This is a genomic window from uncultured Thiodictyon sp. (assembly GCA_903837595.1).
GTDB lineage: Bacteria > Pseudomonadota > Gammaproteobacteria > Chromatiales > Chromatiaceae > Thiodictyon.
This window is the reverse complement of the sequence record CAILVI010000566.1, coordinates 1-20,025: the sequence shown is the minus strand read 5'-3', so window position 1 is coordinate 20,025 and position 20,025 is coordinate 1. Positions and strand designations below refer to the sequence as shown.

Annotated in this window: 16 protein-coding genes; 14 read left to right on the top strand and 2 right to left on the bottom strand. The window is 66.9% G+C overall.

Features of this window, described 5'->3' with window-relative positions:
• The first annotated feature begins 93 nt into the window (after positions 1-93).
• The 7 genes from QZY44_RS34880 (at position 94) to QZY44_RS34850 (ending at position 9,928) form a co-directional block, all read left to right on the top strand.
• Positions 94-642 carry a CARDB domain-containing protein gene (locus tag QZY44_RS34880; RefSeq protein WP_295458863.1) on the top strand — a complete coding sequence of 183 codons (549 nt, stop codon included), beginning with the start codon at positions 94-96 and terminating at the stop codon, positions 640-642.
• Positions 602-2,641, top strand: coding sequence for a CARDB domain-containing protein (locus QZY44_RS34875; protein WP_295458860.1), 2,040 nt, complete (start codon positions 602-604; stop codon positions 2,639-2,641). The genes QZY44_RS34880 and QZY44_RS34875 overlap by 41 nt, the downstream gene beginning before the upstream one ends.
• 549 nt (positions 2,642-3,190) lie before the next feature.
• Complete coding sequence (locus tag QZY44_RS34870; protein WP_295458857.1) at positions 3,191-3,883, top strand: response regulator transcription factor; 693 nt, start codon at positions 3,191-3,193, stop codon at positions 3,881-3,883.
• Between the two features lie 363 nt (positions 3,884-4,246).
• Positions 4,247-5,167, top strand: coding sequence for a 3-hydroxyacyl-CoA dehydrogenase family protein (locus QZY44_RS34865; protein WP_295458854.1), 921 nt, complete (start codon positions 4,247-4,249; stop codon positions 5,165-5,167).
• Between the two features lie 24 nt (positions 5,168-5,191).
• On the top strand, positions 5,192-5,629 hold the full coding sequence (locus QZY44_RS34860; protein ID WP_295458851.1) for a lipocalin-like domain-containing protein: 438 nt from the start codon (positions 5,192-5,194) through the stop codon (positions 5,627-5,629).
• A 33-nt stretch (positions 5,630-5,662) separates the two neighbouring features.
• Positions 5,663-6,487: a ferritin-like domain-containing protein gene (locus tag QZY44_RS34855; protein ID WP_295458849.1), complete on the top strand. Its 825-nt coding sequence runs from the start codon at positions 5,663-5,665 to the stop codon at positions 6,485-6,487.
• 360 nt (positions 6,488-6,847) lie between these two features.
• On the top strand, positions 6,848-9,928 hold the full coding sequence (locus QZY44_RS34850; protein WP_295458846.1) for a caspase family protein: 3,081 nt from the start codon (positions 6,848-6,850) through the stop codon (positions 9,926-9,928).
• A 156-nt stretch (positions 9,929-10,084) separates the two neighbouring features.
• Here QZY44_RS34850 and tgt read toward each other — a convergent pair whose 3' ends face one another.
• Together tgt and QZY44_RS34840 are read right to left on the bottom strand one after the other, a co-directional pair.
• Positions 10,085-11,194, bottom strand: coding sequence for a tRNA guanosine(34) transglycosylase Tgt (gene tgt, locus QZY44_RS34845; RefSeq protein WP_295458843.1), 1,110 nt, complete (start codon positions 11,192-11,194; stop codon positions 10,085-10,087).
• Positions 11,184-11,936: an HAD family hydrolase gene (locus tag QZY44_RS34840; protein ID WP_295458840.1), complete on the bottom strand. Its 753-nt coding sequence runs from the start codon at positions 11,934-11,936 to the stop codon at positions 11,184-11,186. Before QZY44_RS34840 ends, tgt begins: the two co-directional genes overlap by 11 nt.
• A 127-nt stretch (positions 11,937-12,063) precedes the next feature.
• On the opposite strand from QZY44_RS34840, the gene msrA reads away from it, so the two are divergent.
• The 7 genes from msrA to QZY44_RS34805 all read left to right on the top strand — a co-directional run bounded on the left by msrA (position 12,064) and on the right by QZY44_RS34805 (position 19,961).
• Positions 12,064-12,600, top strand: a complete 537-nt coding sequence (gene msrA / locus QZY44_RS34835) for a peptide-methionine (S)-S-oxide reductase MsrA (RefSeq protein WP_295458837.1) — start codon at positions 12,064-12,066, stop codon at positions 12,598-12,600.
• Between the two features lie 202 nt (positions 12,601-12,802).
• Complete coding sequence (locus QZY44_RS34830) at positions 12,803-13,378, top strand: Uma2 family endonuclease (protein ID WP_295458835.1); 576 nt, start codon at positions 12,803-12,805, stop codon at positions 13,376-13,378.
• A gap of 438 nt (positions 13,379-13,816) precedes the next feature.
• Positions 13,817-14,323 (top strand): hypothetical protein, encoded by a 507-nt coding sequence (locus QZY44_RS34825; RefSeq protein ID WP_295458832.1) that lies wholly within the window; start codon positions 13,817-13,819, stop codon positions 14,321-14,323.
• Positions 14,323-17,928 (top strand): SUMF1/EgtB/PvdO family nonheme iron enzyme, encoded by a 3,606-nt coding sequence (locus QZY44_RS34820; RefSeq protein ID WP_295458829.1) that lies wholly within the window; start codon positions 14,323-14,325, stop codon positions 17,926-17,928. The genes QZY44_RS34825 and QZY44_RS34820 overlap by 1 nt, the downstream gene beginning before the upstream one ends.
• Positions 17,925-18,617: a hypothetical protein gene (locus QZY44_RS34815; protein WP_295458826.1), complete on the top strand. Its 693-nt coding sequence runs from the start codon at positions 17,925-17,927 to the stop codon at positions 18,615-18,617. Before QZY44_RS34820 ends, QZY44_RS34815 begins: the two co-directional genes overlap by 4 nt.
• 60 nt (positions 18,618-18,677) lie before the next feature.
• Positions 18,678-18,947, top strand: a complete 270-nt coding sequence (locus QZY44_RS34810) for a hypothetical protein (RefSeq protein WP_295458820.1) — start codon at positions 18,678-18,680, stop codon at positions 18,945-18,947.
• A 30-nt stretch (positions 18,948-18,977) separates the two neighbouring features.
• On the top strand, positions 18,978-19,961 hold the full coding sequence (locus QZY44_RS34805; RefSeq protein WP_295458817.1) for a MoxR family ATPase: 984 nt from the start codon (positions 18,978-18,980) through the stop codon (positions 19,959-19,961).
• Positions 19,962-20,025: the final 64 nt, after the last annotated feature.

Sequence of the window (20,025 nt, the reverse complement as noted above, 5' to 3'; positions counted from 1 at the left end):
GTGACGTCAGCATCGACGAGGTCATTCGCCAGATGCAGGTGCGCCACGCCAAACGACAGGCGGCCATCGACTACGCCTTTGAAAAGCAACGCCGTGAGCAAACGGGCTGAAGGCTATGAATGTGACAAAGTAGAATTAACCCTCCAGGTTTGGGCCAACCAAGCCGGCGCGCAAGACTGCGGCGCCGTCGGTGACCAATCCGCTACCCTGTCCGGGCTTGCCTCGGGCGCCAGCCAGACGGTCACGGTTAACGGCCTGCCGGCAGGTGTGGCCGGTGCCAAGACACTCCGGGTCTTCGTCGATAGTCAGTGTCAGATCGCGGAAAGCGATGAAACCAACAACCAGTCCACCACGGCCTATACCGTCACGGCGCCCACAGCAAACGACGCGGCCCTGCGCGAGCGGGTGGCGCGCGATGGGTGGGTACTGGTGCAGGTAGACCTGCCGGCAAACACCTTCGGTCCGGATCGGGCGGCACAAAGCCTCTTGTCTAGATTGCCCACCGCTTCCTATCGCGCGGTGCTGCACACGCCGGGTTCGTCCAGACTCACACTGCGGGTCAATGCCGCCGGGTTGGAGGGGGCTGCTGGCGTCGCGTTTGATGGCGTCGCCCTTGGCGGCGGCGGTGGTGGCGGCCGGTAATGCCGATATGCAGCGGATCGGCGCGGGTGTTGTCCACGGCCTGGCCATCAAGCCCGATGCCAGCCTCTGGGCGTGGGGGGATAACACGTATGGTCAACTCGGCAACGGCACGACGGGGGCGCGCCTGAGTCCGATCCAGGTCCTGGCCGGGGTCGCGGGCGTGGCGGCCGGTTATGCGCACACGCTGGCCCTTAAGCCCGACGGCAGCCTCTGGGCCTGGGGGGCTAACTGGAATGGCCAACTCGGCGATGGCACGACGACAGCACGTTTGAGTCCAGTCCAAATCCTGGCCGGGGTCGACGCCGTAGCGGCCGGCGATGTTCACACCCTGGCCCTCAAGTCCGACGGTAGCCTCTGGGCGTCGGGGGCTAACTGGAGTGGTCAGCTCGGCGACGGCACGACCACGGATCGATTGAGTCCGGTCCAGGTTCTGACCGGGGTCGCGGCCGTGGCCGCCGGGCCGAGCCACACCCTGGCGATCAAGTCCGACGGCAGCCTCTGGGCGTGGGGGGGTAACTGGAATGGCCAGCTCGGCGACGGCACGACCACGGATCGCTGGAGTCCCGTGCAGGTACTGAGCGGTGTCGCGGCGGTGGCGGGTGGGGTTGGTCATACTCTCGCCATCAAGACCGACGGCAGCCTCTGGGCCTGGGGATGGAACGGGTTTGGCCAACTCGGCGATGGCACGACCACGGATCGTTGGAGTCCGGTCCAGGTCCCCGGGTCTAGTGTGCCTTTGGCCCCGGACTTCGTGGTAACCGGTGTCGTCTTGACACCGAGTAGTCCGGCCGTCAACGGAACTTTCAGCGCTGCGGTGACAGTGACAAACAAGGGCGCGTCAGCCGGGATGCCGGGGGTGCTCCAGGTCTGGGCCGATCAGTCGGGCGTGCAAGCCTGTGGTGCCAAGGCGGATCAAGTGGCGATCCTGCCGAGCCTCGCGGCGGATGCCAGCCAGACGTTTACGTTCAGCGGCCTCCCGGCGGGTCTGGCCGGGACCAAGACCCTGCGCGCCTTCGTCGACAGCACCTGTCTGACCGCGGAGGCCAACGAGGCCAACAACCAGTACACTACGACCTACGACACCTTCAACGATGTCACCCTGACGGTGGCCAAGGCCGGAACAGGGTCGGGAGCCATCGGCGGCGGCGGGACCTATGCGTACAACACCCAGGTTACCCCCACCGCGAGCGCCGCACCTGGATCGACCTTCACCGGGTGGATGCCGGCCAGTTGCGGCAGCGCCTTCGCTCTGACCGCCGACACCACCTGCATCGCCACCTTTTCCTTCCTCCCCGACTTTGTGGTCACCAGCGTCTTCTTGACACCGAGTAGCCCGACTGTCAACGCGACCGTCACTGCTAAGGTCACGGTGACAAACAAGGGCGCGGTAGCCGGAACGCCGGGGGTGCTCCAAGTCTGGGCCGACCAGGCCACCGCGCAAGGCTGCGGCGCCAAGGGGGACCAATCGGTGATTCTGCCGAGCCTTGCGGCGGGCGCCAGTCAGACGGTTGGGTTCATCCGCCTGGCGGTGGGTGTGGCCGGGGTCAAGACCGTGCGGGCCTTCGTTGACAGTCAGTGTCTGACGGCCGAGACCGATGAAGCCAACAACCAGTCCACTGCGTCCTATACGGTAGCGCCGCCCGCGCCCGACTTCGTCGTCAGCACTATCGTCCTGACGCCAGCCAGCCCGACGGTCAACGGGACCTTCAGTGCCACGGTCACGGTGACAAACAAAGGCACGGCAGCCGGCACATCGCAAATCGAGGTCTGGGCCGACCAGGCCGCTGCGCAAAGTTGCGGCGCTAATGGGGGCCGAGTCGCGTCTCCTTTGGTGTCAAGCCTCGCGGCGGGCGCCAGCCGGACGTTCACGCTCACCGGTCTATCGGCGGGTGTGGCCGGGACTAAGACCCTGCGCGCGTTTGTGGATTTCGTCTGCATGACCGCGGAGTCCGATGAGACGAACAATCAGGCTGTGCTGATTTATTCGGTCATCCCGTAAGCGCTCTCCGCCCCCGTGACGGCGCGCGCCTGGGTCTCGCCCGGGTACCGCGCCGGAGCGGGTCTTTTTCCAGTTCTGGGTGTTGGCACCGGCGTGCCGCCACCCGGGCACCGGGGCAAGCATTCCGCCAGTCAGTCATTCCGGCCGGGACGCCGCAATCCTGCGCCAGGGATGGCCGCTTTGCGGCGGGTCCCAAGCTCCAACCTCAGGCCCAACGGCCTGCTGGTCCCACCTGGCTACCAGTCGCTGCCTCTCCCTCGTTTCTGATACCCGATCATCGCGCAGCCCGCGCTGGCGCAGCACCCGCGCGGGCGGCAGCGCTATCCGCTCGCTCCCCCTTTTGGCTTTTTTCACCCTGCCCTCCCCGGGAAATAGCGGATGAAGGCCGCCGGCTCAGCGATCGCGTCGCGTAACGCCTTCATCAAGCGATCCGGCATTCCACCGGTCTGCGTAGTTCTACTGGCCCACCCCCGGTAGTTTCGTCGATGCGACGCCGTTGCCTTTCCCGGATAGTCGCTCCCCATACCCATCACCCGTTAAGGAGACCGCATGACCGAGCCAATCAGGGTCCTGATCGTCGACGGTCACCCGCTGGTGCGCGCCGGCATCATCGCCGGCCTGCGGGAAGACCCCGGGATCGCCGTGGTCGGGCAGGCCGACACGGCGCAGGAGTCCTTGGAGCAGGCCCGGCACCTGTGCCCTGACCTGGTGGTGATGGATATCGCCTTGCGGGCAGGGAGCGACGGGGTCAAGGCAACCCGTGGGCTGAGCGCCGAGCTGCCGCAGACCCAGGTCCTGATCTTCACCATACACGACGAGTCTCACTATGTGGTGCGGAGCCTGGCGGCAGGGGCCCGCGGGTGCTTGCTCAAACAGGAGGGGCTCGCCGAACTGCGGTCCGGCATTCGGGCGGTGCATCAGGGGGTGCTGTTCATTGGCCGCGGGGTCGAATACCCGCCCCGGTCAAACGACCCGGACCCCTTGACCCCGCGCGAGCTCCAGGTCTTGTGCCTGATAGCCCAGGGTCTGGCCAATGGGCAGATTGCCCAAGCGCTCGCCCTGAGTCGGCGTACGGTCGAGTCCCATCGACTGAGTATCCGCCGCAAGCTTGGTCTCACCAGTGCCGCCGAACTGACCCGCTATGCCATCGCCCACGGACTCTGCCCCGGGCTGTTGGAGGCGCACGGGTTAGCGCGGGCCGGCAAGGTGCACCCCCGGCCCCCGCGGCCCCCACCGCATTAGCTTGCAACGCCATGGGCCATCTGGCCTGAAACAAAGGCTGCTTAACGCCGCGGTCGCAGAAGGAATAATTTGTTCGCCTTGGCTTGACGAGGGGCAGGGCCTGTATTAGCCTCAGCCGGAATTTAATTACATCGCGATGGGGCGGCTGGGGGCGCACGTCGGCCTTGATCACCAATCCGGCCCCGGTGCTCGCGGTGCAGCGCGCCTGATGCATGCGTGACACCGCCGCAGCGGTGTCACGAGAGCGGGGGTGAGATTCGGTGGCCGGGATACTGATCCAGGCCGGTTCTTGCTGAAGCGATCGCACGGGAGTGATTTGACCCTGGCCCCGGTGTCTGCCAGCAATAGCAGGAGCGTAGTGACATGACAAAAGAACCATTCGACACCGTCTGTATCATCGGTGCCGGATTCATGGGGACGCAGATCGGCTTGCAATGTGCCGCTCACGGCTATACTGTCCGGTTGGTAGACTGCCTTGAGGAGTGCCTGCAGCGGTCTGCGCAATCCCATTCGCAAGAGCTGGAGCAATGGCGCGCCAAGGGGTACATCACTGCGGATGAACCGGCCTCAATTATCAGTCGTATCAGTTTCAGCAGGGACTTGCACGCGGGAGTATTCGATGCTGGACTGGTCATCGAGTCGGTGCCTGAGGTCTTGGAAATCAAGCGGGCGATTTTTTCCCAGTTGGATGCGGCGTGCGCCGGCCATACGATTTTCGCCAGCAATAGCTCTTCGCTACGTATATCAAGCATTGAGAGTGCCACCGGTCGGCCGGGCAAGGTATTGAATATGCATTTCTATTCCTCGCCATGGCAGCGGGCCATGGTGGAGTTGATGAAGGGGACGGCGACCTCTGACGAGACCATGGCGAGCGCAGCCCATTTTGCGCGCGCGATCGGCCTGACGCCGCTCCTGGTGCTTAGGGAGAGTACCGGCTTTATCTTCAATCGCGTATGGCGGGCGATCAAGAAGGAGTGTCTGCAGCTGGTTGACTCCGGTGTTGCGTCCGCGGCGGATGTGGACCGCGCCTGGATGATCGCCAATCACCACCGCGTTGGTCCCTTTGGGTTGATGGATATGGTGGGGCTCGATGTTGTCAGGGATATTGAAATGGTTTACTTTCAGGAGTCGGGAGATCAATCGGACGCGCCGCCGCGGCTCCTGCTGGAGAAAATTGAAAAGGGACAACTGGGTGTCAAGACCGGCCAGGGATTCTACGCCTACCCTAATCCCGCCTATAACGATCCAGCGTGGCTGAGAGGCGCGACAGACGCCGGCTTCTAATTGCCTGTCGAGGAGCAGCGAGCGATGATAGAGAATCCCTTTGTGGGCGCCTGGAGGCTGATCTCCTGTGAGCTCAGAAGTGTAAATGGTCAGATCAGCTATCCAATGGGTAAGGACGCGCAGGGGTACATTATCTATAGCAGGGATGGATATCTTTCTGTGGCATTCATGAGTAGTGGTCGCAATCCCTTCGCGTCTGATGACTTGCGTGCAGGCAGTGCAGAGGAAAAGGTCCAGGCCTTTGATACATATTTCTCTTATTGCGGTAGATATGAAGTCCGTGATGAAGCAGTCATCCATCACGTCGAGGTGAGCTTGTTCCCAAACTGGACAGGGAAAAGTCAAGAGCGACGTTATCGCTTTGACCAAGACCAACTGATCCTAAGCGCCCCGCCGGTGCTGATCGATGGGATTGAGCAGGCGGCCCATCTGGTTTGGCAGAAAACGGCCGGGCGTGAGTAAATAGCGCATCCAGCTCCACCGGCCGCACGCACCATGCCAACCCTCACCACCTCCAACCTCTTCGACGTCGCCGCTGCCTGTCTGGCCGAGCCTGACCCCGAGCGCAAGCAGGCACTCACCGCTCAGGCCGCCGCGGCCTGGGCCGCCGGTGAACTGAGCCTCGACCCGGCCGGTGCCGGGCCGGTCTGCGACACCCCGGGCCGGCCCGCGCGCCCGGAACTGGTCGAGCCGCGCCAGCTCAAGGCGCGCAAGCTCTTAAGCCCCGAGGGCCGGGCCGCGCTGATCCACGCGGTGACGCACATCGAGTTCAATGCCATCAACCTCGCCTGGGACGCGGTGCAGCGCTTCCGCGACCTGCCGCGCGCCTTTTATGACGACTGGGTCCAGGTGGCGGCGGAGGAGGCGGAGCATTTTGCGCTGATGCGCGGTCGGCTCATCGATCTGGGTCACGACTATGGCGACTTTCCGGCTCACGACGGGCTCTGGACCATGGCCAGTCGCACCGCCCACGACCCGCTGGTGCGCATGGCCCTGGTCCCGCGGGTGCTGGAGGCGCGCGGGCTGGACGTCACCCCGGGGATGATCGAGCGCCTGCGCGCGGTGGGCGACACGCAGACGGCCGAGCGTCTGGGCGTCATCCTGCGCGAGGAGGTGGGCCATGTGGCGGCCGGCAGCCGCTGGTTCCGCTATCTCTGCGAGCAGCGGGGGCTGGCGCCCGGTCCGACCTATTTCGAGCTGATCGCGACCTGGCTCACGGGTGAGATCCGCTGCCCTCTCAATCGCGCGGACCGGCAGCGGGCGGGGTTTGATGAGGATGAATTGGAGCGGCTCGAGGGGCTGTGTGCACAGGGGCGGTAGCGCCGCCCCCGCGTTCTCGTGACACCGCTCCAGCGGTGTCGCGCCTGCGTCAGGCGCTCTGCGCCCCGAGCCAGCCGACGCAACGCGGCCATGGTTGAGTGGCAGCCCGTAGGATGGGTTGAGCGCAGCGAAACCCATCGTCAGCGCTTAGGTCGAGCGTTGATTGCCGGGTTTCACTTGGGCCGGACGGGGCGCCCGCGGCGCACAGCGCCTGACACAGGCGTGGCACCGTTGGAACGGTGTCACGAGAGCGCCCCCGGGCCACGCACCCTTGCGGCAACCCGTCGCGGCCGGGGGGCCGCTCCTACGGGATCTGGTACATTATGCCCAAGCTGACCGACCGGAGCCGTCTTCCAGCCAATGTCCGACCAACCGCCTGAGCCTGATCCGCAACCGGCCCCCGCCGACGCGGACGCCTTCCCGCGCGCCCCCCAGCTCCGCCTGGAGCCGGGGGGCCATACGGCGCGGATCGTGCGTACCGCGGTGGATGCGGCCGGGCGCTGGCTGGTCTCCGGGTCGGACGACAAGACGGTGCGGGTCTGGCGGCTCGCGGCGGGGCCCGCGGGTGAAGCGCCGGGCACCCTGGAGCGGACCATCCGGGTGCCGCTCGGCCCCGGCAACCTGGGCAAGGTCTATGCCGTGGCCATGACCCCGGACGGGGAGACCGTCGCGGTCGGGGGTTGGCTCGGCTCCGCGAACGGGCTGAGCACCGAGATTTACCTCTTCGACCGCGCCACCGGCACCCTGCGCCAACGGCTCAAAGGGCTGCCGAACGTGGTCAATCACCTGGCATTCGATCGCACCGGGCGTCGGCTCGCGGCGGTGCTCGGCGGCGGGGGCCTGCGGCTCTATGGACTGGCGACTGACGGCGGTCGCACCGGCGCCGCGGCGGCCTGGGCCGAGGTCGGCCGGGACCCGGATTATGGCGATAAGGCCCACTGGGCCGACTTCGCCGCAGACGGTCGGCTGGTCACCAGTTGTTATTACGACCGGGTGCGGCTTTATGACGCGCCGACCGAGTTCGCTGGACCGATCCCGGTTCCGCGCCGGTCCATCTGGGGTCGGATCTGGTCCAGCCTTGGCGGCCACCCATCGATCAAACCGTCCCACAGGACGCGCCCGCCCGGCGGCAAGCGCCCATTCGCGGTCGCCTTCTCCCCGGACGGGACCCGCATCGCGGTCGGCTACGAAGACAGCACCGCCGTGGACCTGCTGGACGGCCGCACTCTTGCACATCTGGGCAGCGCGGACACCGCCGGGATCGGCAACGGCAGTCTGAGCACCGTCGCCTGGTCCGCCGACGGCGGCACCCTCTTTGCCGGTGGGTTCTATGACGAGGGCGGCGCGCGTCCGGTGCTGCGCTGGTCGAAGGCTGGCCTTGGACACAAGGGCCGACCCCTGCGGGCGGCGAGCAACACGGTGATGACCCTGAACCCGCTCGCCGACGGCGGACTGGTGGTTGGGGCGCAGGACGGCATCGTCGTGCTCGGCCCGGTCGGACCTGGCGCCGAGGGTGTGCCCCGCTGGTCCAGGCCCGTGACTTCCGCGGACTTCCGTGCCCAGAACCATGCCAAGGGTCTGCGGCTCTCGTCCGCCGGCGACCGGATCGCCTTCGGCTATGAATACGGTGGTAAGCGCCCGGCCCTGTTCGACCTGGGTACCCGCGCCCTGACCCTCGACCCGGCCGCCGCTGCCCTCGCGGACCTGGCCCTGCCGGACGAGGGTCCGGCTGATCGCGACCCGGCGCACCCGGATGTCCCCCGGTGCGTAGTGACCGACTGGGTGAACGACACCGAGCCCAAACTCGACGGACGCCCGCTCAAGCTCGAACCCTACGAGATCGGCCGTTCACTCGCCCTGGCGCTGGCCGGCTCACCAGTGGGCTTCTGCCTCGGCACCGAGTGGTCGCTGCGCGCCTACACCCGCGACGGCCGCGAGCGCTGGCAGCAGCCGGTGCCCGACATCGTCTGGGCACTCAACGTGACCCGCGACGGCCGCTATGCGGTGGCCGGCTACGGCGACGGCACCTTGCGCTGGCACCGCCTGACCGACGGTGTCGAGGTGCTGGCCTTCTATCCCTGCCCGGACCCGGGCACCCAACCCCGCTGGGTTCTCTGGTCCCCGCTCGGTCACTACGCCGCCTCGGCCGGGGGCGAGGATCTGATCGGCTGGCACGTCAACCGCGGGCCGGACCAGGCGCCGGACTTCTTCGGCGCCTCGCGCCTGCGCGACCAGTTCAACCGGCCGGACGTCATCGCACTGGTGTTGCAGACCGCCGACCCCGCCGAGGCACTGCGCCTGGCCGATGCCGCCCGCGGCCTGGCGAGCGGGACGCGCGCGGTGGCCGACCTGCTGCCGCCGGTCCTGCGCCTGCTGTCGCAGACCCTGGAGCGGATGGCGGACGGGACCCGGGTGGACCTGCTCTACAAGGCCGAGTCCGGCACCGCCCCGGTCCTGCGGGTGGAGGCGCGCCTGGACGGCCGGCCGCTGCCGGTGCTGCGCGACGAGCGGCATTCGCAGACCGACGGCGGTCGCCAAGTGGTCGGCCAGTTGCGGGTGCTGGCCCCGCCCCAGTCCGGTATGTTGAGCCTGGTCGCCTTCAGCGACCGGGGCGCGGGCGAGGCGGTGCTGTTGCCGATCGCCTGGACCGGCGACGAGGATTGGCGCAAGCCCAGGCTCTATGGTCTGACGGTGGGGGTGGGCGCCTATCCGCCGGGGGTCGCCACGCCGCTGCACTTCGCCGCCGCGGACGCGCAGGCGGTGGCGGCGGAGTTGCGCGCCCAGGCCGGCGGGCTCTACCGGGAGGTGGAGGTGCGCCCGCTGATCGACGGCGCGGCCGGGCGGACGGCGATCCTGGACGCACTGCACTGGCTGGAGCGGGAGGTCGGTCAACGGGACGTGGCGGTGGTCTTCCTGGCCGGTCATGGGCTCAAGGACACCTATGGCGCCTACTATTATCTGAGCGTCGACGGCGACCCGAGCGCGCCGCACCACAGCGCCATCAAGGGCGGCGACATCGCCGAGTATCTGCGGCGCATCCAGGGCAAGGTGGTGCTGATGCTGGACACCTGTTACTCGGGCGCCTTGCTCGGCGACACCCGGGCGGCCATCGATTCGCTGCCGGATCTGGACCGCTTCGCCAACGAGCTGGCGGACGCGGATACCGGGGTGGTGGTCTTCAGCTCATCGAGCGGCGCCCAGCTCTCGCGCGAGGACCCGGCTTGGGGCCATGGTGCATTCACCTGTGCCCTGCTGGAGGCGATCCGCGACGGCCGGGCGGATTTCAGCCGGTTGGGGTTCGTGACCCTGGCGGAGCTGGAGTGCTATCTGGCCGAGCGGGTGAAGGCGCTCACCGAGGGGCGCCAGCACCCGACCGTGACCAAGCCCAAGGCGGTGACGGACTATCGGATGTTTCGGGTGCGTGCCAAGGCCGACGGGTAGGGTCCGGTGTGCGGACCGAGCGGAAGAATTCCCCTGCGCCTTCGGCGCCCCCGTCCGGCTGAAGCCTCGACCGGTGCGGCGTGCCGCGGCTACCGGTCGAGGCTTCAGCCGGTGGCCCTAGGCAGGCCGCCGCGGTATTCGATGGTGTCCGTCATGCTATCCACCCGCTAGCGGCGTACGCAGTCGTCTGAATTCGGAGATGAACGCCTCCAGCGTCCCCGCCGCAATGGCCTCGCGCAGCCCCCGCATCAGCGTCTGATAATAGTGCAGGTTGTGGATGGTGTTGAGCCGCGCGCCCAGGATCTCATGGCACTTGTCCAGGTGATAGAGATAGGCGCGGCTGTAGTTGCGGCAGGTGGTGCAGTCGCATAGGGGGTCCAAGGGACCATCGTCGGTACGATGAACGGCGTTGCGGATCTTCACCGTGCCCTGGTGGGTGAAGAGCCAGCCGTTGCGGGCATGCCGCGTGGGCATCACGCAGTCGAACATGTCGATGCCGCGGCACACTGCGGCCACGATGTCCTCCGGGGTGCCGACGCCCATCAGATAGCGGGGGCGGTCGGTGGGCAGCTTATCCGAGAGAAAATCCAGCACCCGCAGCCGATCCTCCTCCGGCTCACCCACCGAGAGACCGCCGATGGCATAGCCGTCGAAGCCGATCTCCGTAAGGCCGGCGAGCGAGCGCTCGCGCAACGACTCATGCATGCCCCCCTGGACGATGCCGAACAGCGCCGATGGGTTGTCGCCGTGCGCCGTGCGGGAGCGGGCCGCCCAGCGCAGTGACAACTCCATGGAGGCGCGGGCGGTCTCCAGGTCGGCGGGGTAGGGCGTACACTCGTCGAAGATCATCACGATGTCCGAGCCCAGCGCGCGCTGCACGGCCATCGACTCCTCCGGCCCCAGGAACACCGGGCTGCCATCGATGGGCGATTGGAAACGCACCCCGGCCTCGGTGATCTTGCGCAGCTCACCCAGGCTGAAGACCTGGAAGCCGCCGGAGTCGGTGAGGATCGGGCCTTCCCAATGCATGAAGCGGTGCAGGTCCCCGCAGCGTTGGATCACCTCCACCCCGGGGCGCAGCATCAGATGGAAGGTGTTGCCGAGCACGATTTGCGCGCCCAGTGCGATGAGCTCCTCCGGGGTCATCGCCTTGACCGTGCCGTAGGTGCCGACCGGCATAAAGGCGGGGGTCTCCACCGTGCCGCGCGCAAAGCGCAGACGCCCGCGTCGGGCCAGGCCTTGGGTGGCGATCAGATCAAATTCCATGGTGCCCTCCTGGGCGGTCCGTGAGGGTGGGGGTCGGGCCGGCGTCCAGCCAGGCGGCGAGCTGGTGCAGGTCGGTGATGGTCAGGGTGGGCGGCGCCAGGGCGTCCGGCCAGACCCGTTCGGAGCGGTTGATCCAGATCGACTCGATCCCGAGGCGCCGCGCCGCCTCCACGTCCAGGTAAGGCTCGTCGCCCACGTGCAGGCATTCGCGCGGCGAGACGCTGGTGAGGCGTAGCGCCAGCTCGAAGACCACCGGGTCCGGTTTGGCGGCCCCGGCCCGGGCGGCGGTGATGTGATGGTGAAAGACCCCGGCCAGCGGTGTCAATTCCGGGTCCGCGTTGCCGTTGGTGATGGACACCAAATGGTAGTCCAGCGCCAGGCGCCGCAGCACCGGCCCCGCATCAGGGTAGGGGTCGACGCGGTTGCGCTCTGCCATAAAGACGGCCAGTGCCTGCTCGCCCAGCCGCTCCGACTCCGCCGGCGGGTAGCCCAGTCCCTGGAGCAGGGCCGTGATGGACAGGCGCCGCACCAGGCCCAGGTCGTGGGCGATCTGCGGACGCTGCGCCATCAACGCAAAGCGATGCTCCCGCAGGGTCTCCCGGTCATGGACCGCGGCGAGGCGGGGGGCATGGGTGGCCAGCCACCGGAGCACCGCCTCTTCGGCGGCCCGGATCACCGGCTCGCAGGGCCAGACGGTGTCGTCCAAATCCAGGGTGATCAGGCGAAAGCGGGGATGGGGCATCGGGTGGAGTCGGCGCGGTTGGGGGGCGCATTGTGCCAGTCGGCGGCGGCCCGCGGCCAGCCGTCGGTTGAATTCGCCGCGCGGCACCGGCACCTTTGCCGCAACGACACACCGAGAGTAACAAGCGATGGCGAGCGAGACGGCAACCTTAGGCGGCGGATGTTTCTGGTGTGTGGAGGCGGCTTTTCTGGACCTGAAAGGGGTCCAGGCGGTCGTCTCCGGCTACGCCGGCGGCCCCCAGCCGAACCCCAACTACCGGCAGGTCTGCGCCGGCACCACCGGCCATGCCGAGGTGATCCAGGTCACTTTTGACAATGCCCTGATCGACTATCAGACCATCTTGGAGGTCTTTTTCACCATCCATGACCCAACCACGCTCGACGCCCAGGGCGCCGACGTGGGCACCCAATACCGCTCGGTCATCTTCTGGCACACCCCGGCGCAGCGCGACATGGCCGCCGAGGTGATCGCCCGCCTGACGCGCGAGGGCGTCTGGCCCAATTCGATCGTCACCGAGGTGGCGCCGCTGCCGACCTTCTACCCGGCTGAGGACTATCACCAGGACTATTACCGCCGCAACCCCAACCAGGGCTATTGCCAGGTGGTGATCTCACCCAAGCTGGCCAAGCTGCGACAGAAACATCGGGAATTGCTAGTGGCCTGATCGGTGCGCGCGGCCCTGGGAGCGCCGACATTCTGTCGGCGACGGCGCGAACCGCCGTTGGGTCCTCGCGAAAACGAAGCCCTTTGCGATTAACCGCGAAACAGTGAACCGCATGGACACCCTCGAATAGGCGGTGCGCACCTGCTCGATGGCAGGCCCGCAGCGCTATACTTTCGCCAACGCCTCCACCCCGGTTCCAGTCATGGCTACATCCCTGCGACGCACCTTCGTCAGCCTGGACGACTACTTTGCACTCGACCGCGACGCGCTCCAGCGCTGCGAATACCGTAACGGCGAGGTGTTCGCCATGGGCGGCGCCCAGCCCGAGCACAACACCATTTGCGTCAATCTGTTGACCGAGTTGCGCAGCGGCCTGCGGGAACGGGGCTGCCGCCCCTTCCCGAGCGATCAACGGGTCAAGGTCAATGCCGGGAGTCCCTATCTGTACCCGGACCTGTCGGTCGCCTGCGAACCACGCTACCTCACCATCAATGGTTTACGCACCTTGACCAACCCGGTGCTGATCATTGAGGTGCTCTCTCCCAGCACGGCCGCTGACGACCGCGGCGCCAAGTTTCTGCAATACCAGACCATCGAGACCCTGACCGACTATGTGCTGGTGGACTCGACGGCCATGGCCGTCCTCCACTACCGCAGGCACGGGAGCTGGTGGCAACCGCTCCTGATCGAGGACCCGGGCGGCGTGCTGGCGCTCGATACCCTTGGCATTAGCCTCCCGCTTGCGGCGATCTATCTCGATTCGGGAGTTGAGGCATAGGGTGAGGCGCGGAATGAACCTTGCCGAACCACATGGCGGGTTTTCCTCGTTCCCGGAATACCTTCACCGTTTCGGCGCTTGGGCACGAGAGGACGGCTGAGGCCCCGGACTTCAGCCGCAGCGGCTCCGCGGTCGGCGGGTCAGTCGTGGTTAGCGAAAACGCCCGTTGTAGGGTGGATAAGGCGCGACGCACAACGCCGCGGACCGGGCACGGCGCTTGGGCGCGCCGCATCCATCAGCCAAGGCTTCGGCGGCGCTGGTGGATGCGCTACGCTTATCCACCCTACGTCGCTCGATCAACTGGTGTGAGTGAGAACAGGCCCAGGTCAAGCTGACGCAGGCTGCAGGCGAGCATCCTTATCCCTGTAGACGATGCCCCCAACAGTGCTATTCTAAGCGGCGCCAAACTGCTGGGGACACAGCCTCCAAGGGGATACCATGGACAGCAAGTCGCGGATCTTTGTCGAATTCACACCAGAGCTCAAGGCCGAACTGGCCGGCTTCCCGGGTCTGGCGGCCATCCTGGATCAGGCTGGCATCGCCGCCGAGATCGAATGGGGCGCGGTCCCGCCGACCGCCGAGGACCCGCGCACCAAGGCGCTGGCCGAGACGGTGCGGGCGGCCACCATCGGGGCCGTCACGCTTGCGGCCGCCGGCACTTTGGTCCAATCCTCGATCTCCGATTACCTCGATCGGCAGGCGGTCAGAGAGACCCATTTCGAATATTGGGTGAACGAGCCCATGCTCGATGGTAAGGGCAAGGCAATCCTGGATCGGCAGGGCCATCCGCAATTGGTGCGCCGACGGATCGGCGGATTCGACGAGATCCCCACCGGGCCGACGCAAAGCATCACCATCACGGTCGGCAAACAGGGCCTCGCGGTCGGGATCCAGCATGGGATGCCCGCCACCACACCGCGCCAGGGCGAGGCGCCGCAGGACTGATGGACGGGCGCCCCAGACGCCGGGCCTTCCTGCTTGGCTGTAACAGCGAGTCGCTGGAGCATTGCGAAACCGATGCAGCCACCATGCAGCGAGCGCTCGAGCGCTGCGGCGGGTGGCATATCGTCTGTTGCACGTCCTCGCAGTTGCACGTTGCCGGTACTCAGGGGCCAGTCGGTCAGGCGGCGGCGTCGACACCGGTCGCTATCGTGGCCCAGCGCCTGCGCGCCTTCCTCAAGGATTGCGCCAGGGGCGACACGGCGGTTTTCTATTTCTCCGGCCATAGTCTCTATGACGGCGAGGTGTTCAATCTGGTGGTCGGGCAGGATGTCAACGATACCGATCACCTGTGGAACATCGAAGAGGTCGTGGGCCTCTTCAAACAGGCGCGCAAGGCGGCCGAGCGACTCCTGATTCTGGATTGCTGTGAGGCGGGCCAAGCGGCGTCGCTGGATGGATTCTGGAATACCGCCGCGGGCACCTGGGGCCGGATCTGGGTCGCCACCCGCGCCAACGAGCATGCCCAGGAGTTGGACGGAGAGACCCATGGCGGCCTGTTCACCGCCCTGATCGATCGGGCCTTGACCACCGAGGCGCCGAGCCTGGCCGAGGAGGGCCGTCTCACCGTCAACCGCGCGGACGAGTTCGTGGGCCGCTGGGCGCGGGCGTATGCGAGCACCCACCCCAAGCCCGCGCCCCAGCCGGGCCTCTATGGCAATGCGCGCCATAACATCCTCCTCGCCGACGGGCTGACGGCGGTGGCGTCGACCAGTGTCGACACACGTCCCTTGAGCCAATGTCCGGACCTGACGACCCAATCACTCTCCGATGCCCTGGATGCCGCCCGTGCCGAGGAAGAACGGCTCATCTGTGAAGGCGCTGATACCCGCGAAGTCCAGACGCGCATCCTGGACCTCAAGCGGCGAATCCGCGAGGGCGGTCGATTGTGCGTCGGCGACGATCTGCTCGACGGCCGTTACAAGCTCATCGACACCCTCGGACGCGGCGGATTTGCGACCATCTTCAAGGCGTTCGACGGCCGTGCCCGCCGTCTGGTCGCCGTCAAGGTCCTCCATGGTCAGCATGGCGACGAGCGCGGCCGGGTGGAGCGCTTCTTCCGCGGTGCCCGCAAGATGGCGGAATTGCGCCATCAGGGGATCGTCCAGGTCTTTGACTCCGACCTGGCGGATGAGGGGCATCACTTCTTCGTCATGGAATATCTCCCCGGCGGCGATCTGCGTCAGGCGGTGTTGAACGGCGTCGTTGCTCCGGAATCTGCGTTGGACCTGATCCTGACCGTGGGTGCCGCCCTGGCCTTCGCGCATGCACGGGGCATCATCCATCGCGACATCAAGCCCGCCAACATCGTGCTCGACGCCGCGGGCTTGCCCAAGCTGACCGACTTCGACCTGGTGCGGGCCGTCGATACCACCGGCGGCACCGTCACCGGCATGATGGGTACCTATGTCTATGCGGCCCCGGAGTTGATGGACCATCCGCAGGACGCCGATGCCCGCGCCGATGTCTTTGGTCTGGGGATGACCGCGATCTTTGCGCTTCACCGCCAGGACTTGCGCCCGCGCGACATGCTGCGGAACCCTGAAGGATTCATCGCCCGGCTGACGGTCGCCGCGGCGGTCAAGTCGGTCCTCTGCCGCGCCATTGCCTGGGACCTTGAAGAGCGCTATGAGTCCGTCGAATCCTTTTGCGCAGCGCTCAGGGAGGCGCGCCGCGCGGGCGAGCCGGCGTCGGTCGCGAGCCGGACGGGGCCCGTTGACGCGGGCGCGATGCCGGTGTCGCCTGCTAATGCCGCAGACCCCAAGCCGATCCCGGGCCTGCGCGACCGGCTGAAGGATGGGACCGCGGGGCCCGCCATGGTCTGGCTGCCGGGCGAGACCTTTATCATGGGTCAGGATGACAGCGCGCACGACGACGAGAAGCCCGCCCACCCGGTGCGGGTTGATGCCTGTTCCATCGGTCAGTATCCGGTGACCTTCGCCGAGTATGACCGCTTCTGTGCGGCGACCGAGCGCGCGCCGCCCGCGGATCAAGGCTGGGGCCGCGGCGAGCGGCCCGCGATCAATGTCAGTTGGGACGATGCCCAGGCCTATTGCGCCTGGCTCAGCGAGCAGACCGGCGAGCGCTATGCCCTGGCGACCGAGGCGCAGTGGGAATATGCCTGCCGGGCCGGCAGCACCAGCCGCTGGTCCTGCGGCGACGACGAATCGGCGCTCGGCGACCATGCCTGGTATCTCAAGAATGCCGGGGGCAAGACCCAGCCGGTCGGGGGTAAACAGCGCAATGCCTGGCATCTGTATGATATGCAAGGCAACGTCTGGGAGTGGTGTCAGGACTGGTGGTCCACAGGCTACTATAAGCAACTGGCCACTGTGCTGCAGTCACACGCGGCTGCAGCAGAGGCCACTGGCACGCAGCGGAGTGCGAGCGACATCCCACTGCCTGCCAGCGAGAACCCCACTGGGCCCCAGTCGGGCTCCATCCGGGTTTGTCGGGGCGGGGCCTGGTGCTTCGGTGCCGACATCTGCCGTTCGGCCTACCGCTATCGCAGGCTTCCGTCCGGTCGCGACAACGACCTCGGCTTCCGTCTTTCGAGGACTGGCCCTTGGCCCTCTTACCCTCTTACCCTCGTCGGCGCGGCCTCGCCCAAGGTGCCGGAGCCGGCCGCCAAACCCCGCTTGACGCCCGATGAGGTCTTCCGCGATGCGAGCGCCCCAACCCCTCACCCCAGTCATCCCCTACAAGGGGGGAGGGAGCAAGAGGTCCCGGCGATGGCCGATTGCGGCGATGATCAGGCCGACCCCCGGCCAGCCGTGACGACGATGAGTCAGCCCCCCGCCGCCCCGCCGCGGGTCTTCATCAGCTACGCCCAGTGCTCGGACGCGCATTCTCGACGCGTGCTCGCGCTGGCCCAGGCCCTGGTCGCACAGGGTATCGACAGCGACCTCGACCAATTCCATCAGCATGAACTTCTGGACTGGCCGCGCTGGTGCGGCGAGCAGTTGCGACCCGACCGTTCGGACTGGGTCCTGATGGTCTGCTCTGCCGCGTATCGCGACCGTCTGGAAAACCGGGTCGACCCGCACACCGGCAAGGGCGCCTTCTGGGAAGGGGCCTTGATCGATGATGAGATCTATGGTGCCAAGGAAAACCGCCGCTTCGTGCCGGTGCTGCTCGACGATGAGCCGCAGGAGTCCATCCCGTCGATCGTGCGCGGCTGGACCTTCTGCCGCGTCACGGGGCTGGACATGGCGGACCCCGGCTATGAGGCACTCTATCGCCTGCTGACCCGGCAACCCGCGGCCGTCAAAGGGGCACTCGGATCGGTCACCGTGCTGGGCACCGCGCCAGGCCGGCGCGAATCCGCGCAGGGCACCCAAACCGCGCCCGGGGCGCCATCGACATCGCCCGGCGGCCGCGCCCTCGAGCAGGCACTGGCCCTCTTGGGTGCGCAGCACGAGGCGGCGCTGATGCAGAGTGTTACCGCGATCGATGCCGTCACTCAGGAGAAGGCGCGGCAACAGGCGGAAGAGATTGAGCGAAAGATAGACGGTCTCGCCCGGCGTCTGGATCGCGGGGATCGCCCATGACCATACGTGCGATCAAGCGCAAAGCGCTGCAAAAACAGTTGGAAGCGCTGGCCCCCCAATATGAGGCCGCACTGCTACAAAGCGTCACTGCGATCGACGCGGTGGCCGAGGAGAAGGCGAAGCAGCAGGCGAACGCCATTGAGACTCGGATGCTGTCCATCCAGGGTCAGCTCGATCAGCTCGATCTGGCTTTGCCAGACGCCAACTTCCCGCTCGACCCCGGACGTGACCCCAACCGCGTGGATGCATTGCTGCAACAACATCTGCATCGCGTCGATTTCAAGCGACTCAGGCGCTGGCTCCGGGATCTGCTGGAAACCGACTGCGATGCCGGTCGCGCGGGCCTGGTCATGTTCCGCCGCGCAAGCGAAATGAACGGCCGTCTAGCCGCCAGATGCATCCGGGAGCTGCTGAAGGCCGAGACCGACCAGGGGAAGTTTCGCCCCCTGCCGGTCGAGATCGGACTGGGCGATCAAAATGACGTCGGCGCCGTCCTGCGCCGGCTGGCGGGCCATCTGGACCTGCACCTGGCCGACTGCCCGGCAGGGGAGCAACTCCCCCTGGTCACCGCCACCCTCTGCCGCTCATCGCAGGCGGGCAGTATCGTGTTTATCGAGATCGGCTGCTGCGAGTACCTGTTGGGCGACCACGGCGCGGTGCAATGGCTGGTCACGGACTTCTGGCGCTAACTGCTCGCCGACCTCGCATCGGCAGCGCGAGAGCTTCCCGGTACGGTCACGGTCATTGCCTTGCTCTTGTTGGGCGGCGAGCTGCCGGATGACGCGCTGGGCGCCGAACACTGCTGTTGCCTCGACACCTTTCACCGTGAACGCCTCCTGGAGATCGAGCTGACCCGCTGGAGCCATACCGATGTACTGGATTGGCTGACCCACTGGGGCCTTTCGGCCGATCACCCGCCGGCGCAGACGCGGCTGCCGGCGCGGACCATCATGGATAACACGCACGGCAACCCGACGCAGATCGAGCGAGAACTGCTGCAACGCTGCGCGACGGCCTGACCGGCACGCCGCCACCCGAGGACTCATGCCATGACCGATGAATGCCCGTTCGACCTGCCCTTGGAGCGCCGCCCGCCCGGCGGACGCCATCCCGATGCGCCGCCGGGCCCGGTGCCCTATATCGCCGCCGACGAGTTGATCGAGGCCGTCAATCTCGCCATCTATCTCAATCGCCCGCTGCTGCTGGAGGGCGAGGCCGGCAGCGGCAAGAGCCAGCTCGCGACCTATGTCGCCTGGCGTCTCGGTCTGCCCTTCTACCCCTGGCTGGTGCGTTCCAGCAGCCATGCCCAGGACGGACTCTACGGCTACGATGCGATCCTGCGTCTGCATGATGTACACGTCGCCCAGTTGCCGGGGGACCCGACCAAGCGCCCGCGCAACCCGGAGCGGGCGCTCGACTATGTCACCTATGGCGCCCTGGGCCGCGCCTTCCTGCTCCAGGACTTTCCGGCCGTGGTCCTGATCGACGAGATCGACAAGGCGGACATCGACTTCCCGAACGACCTGCTGACCGTGCTGGATGATCCGCGCGAGTTCAGCATCCGCGAGGCGGGCCTGCCGGCGATCAAGGCCCACCACCCGCCGCTCGTCATCATCACCAGCAACAAGGAGAAGGGCAATCTGCCGGCCCCCTTCCTGCGCCGCTGCATCTATTCCTATATCCAGTTCCCGAGCGACCCCGATCGGCTCAAGGCGATCATCGCGGCCCATCAGCCGGCCGCCTCCGAGCCGCCGGCCGGGGAGAGACTGGATGCCGGCTTGATCGATGCCGCCGTCGAGCGTTTCCTGGCCCTGCGGGAGCGCGATGACCTGTTCAAGAAACCGGGGACCAGTGAGCTGTTGGACTGGCTGCGGGCGCTTGCCCGCGCCTGGGCGCGCCTTGCCGCCCGCGCGCAGGACCCGTCCCAACTGATCGCCGGGCTAAAGGATGCCGGGCAGCCCATGCCCTTCCCCGAACTGCTCTTCAAACAGCGCGCCGATTGGCAGCGTTACGTGCCTGCGCCGGCGCGCTGAGCCCCCGACCGATGTCACCGGACGCCCGCGATGACCTTTTGCTGCGCCTGTTCCAGCGCCAGCG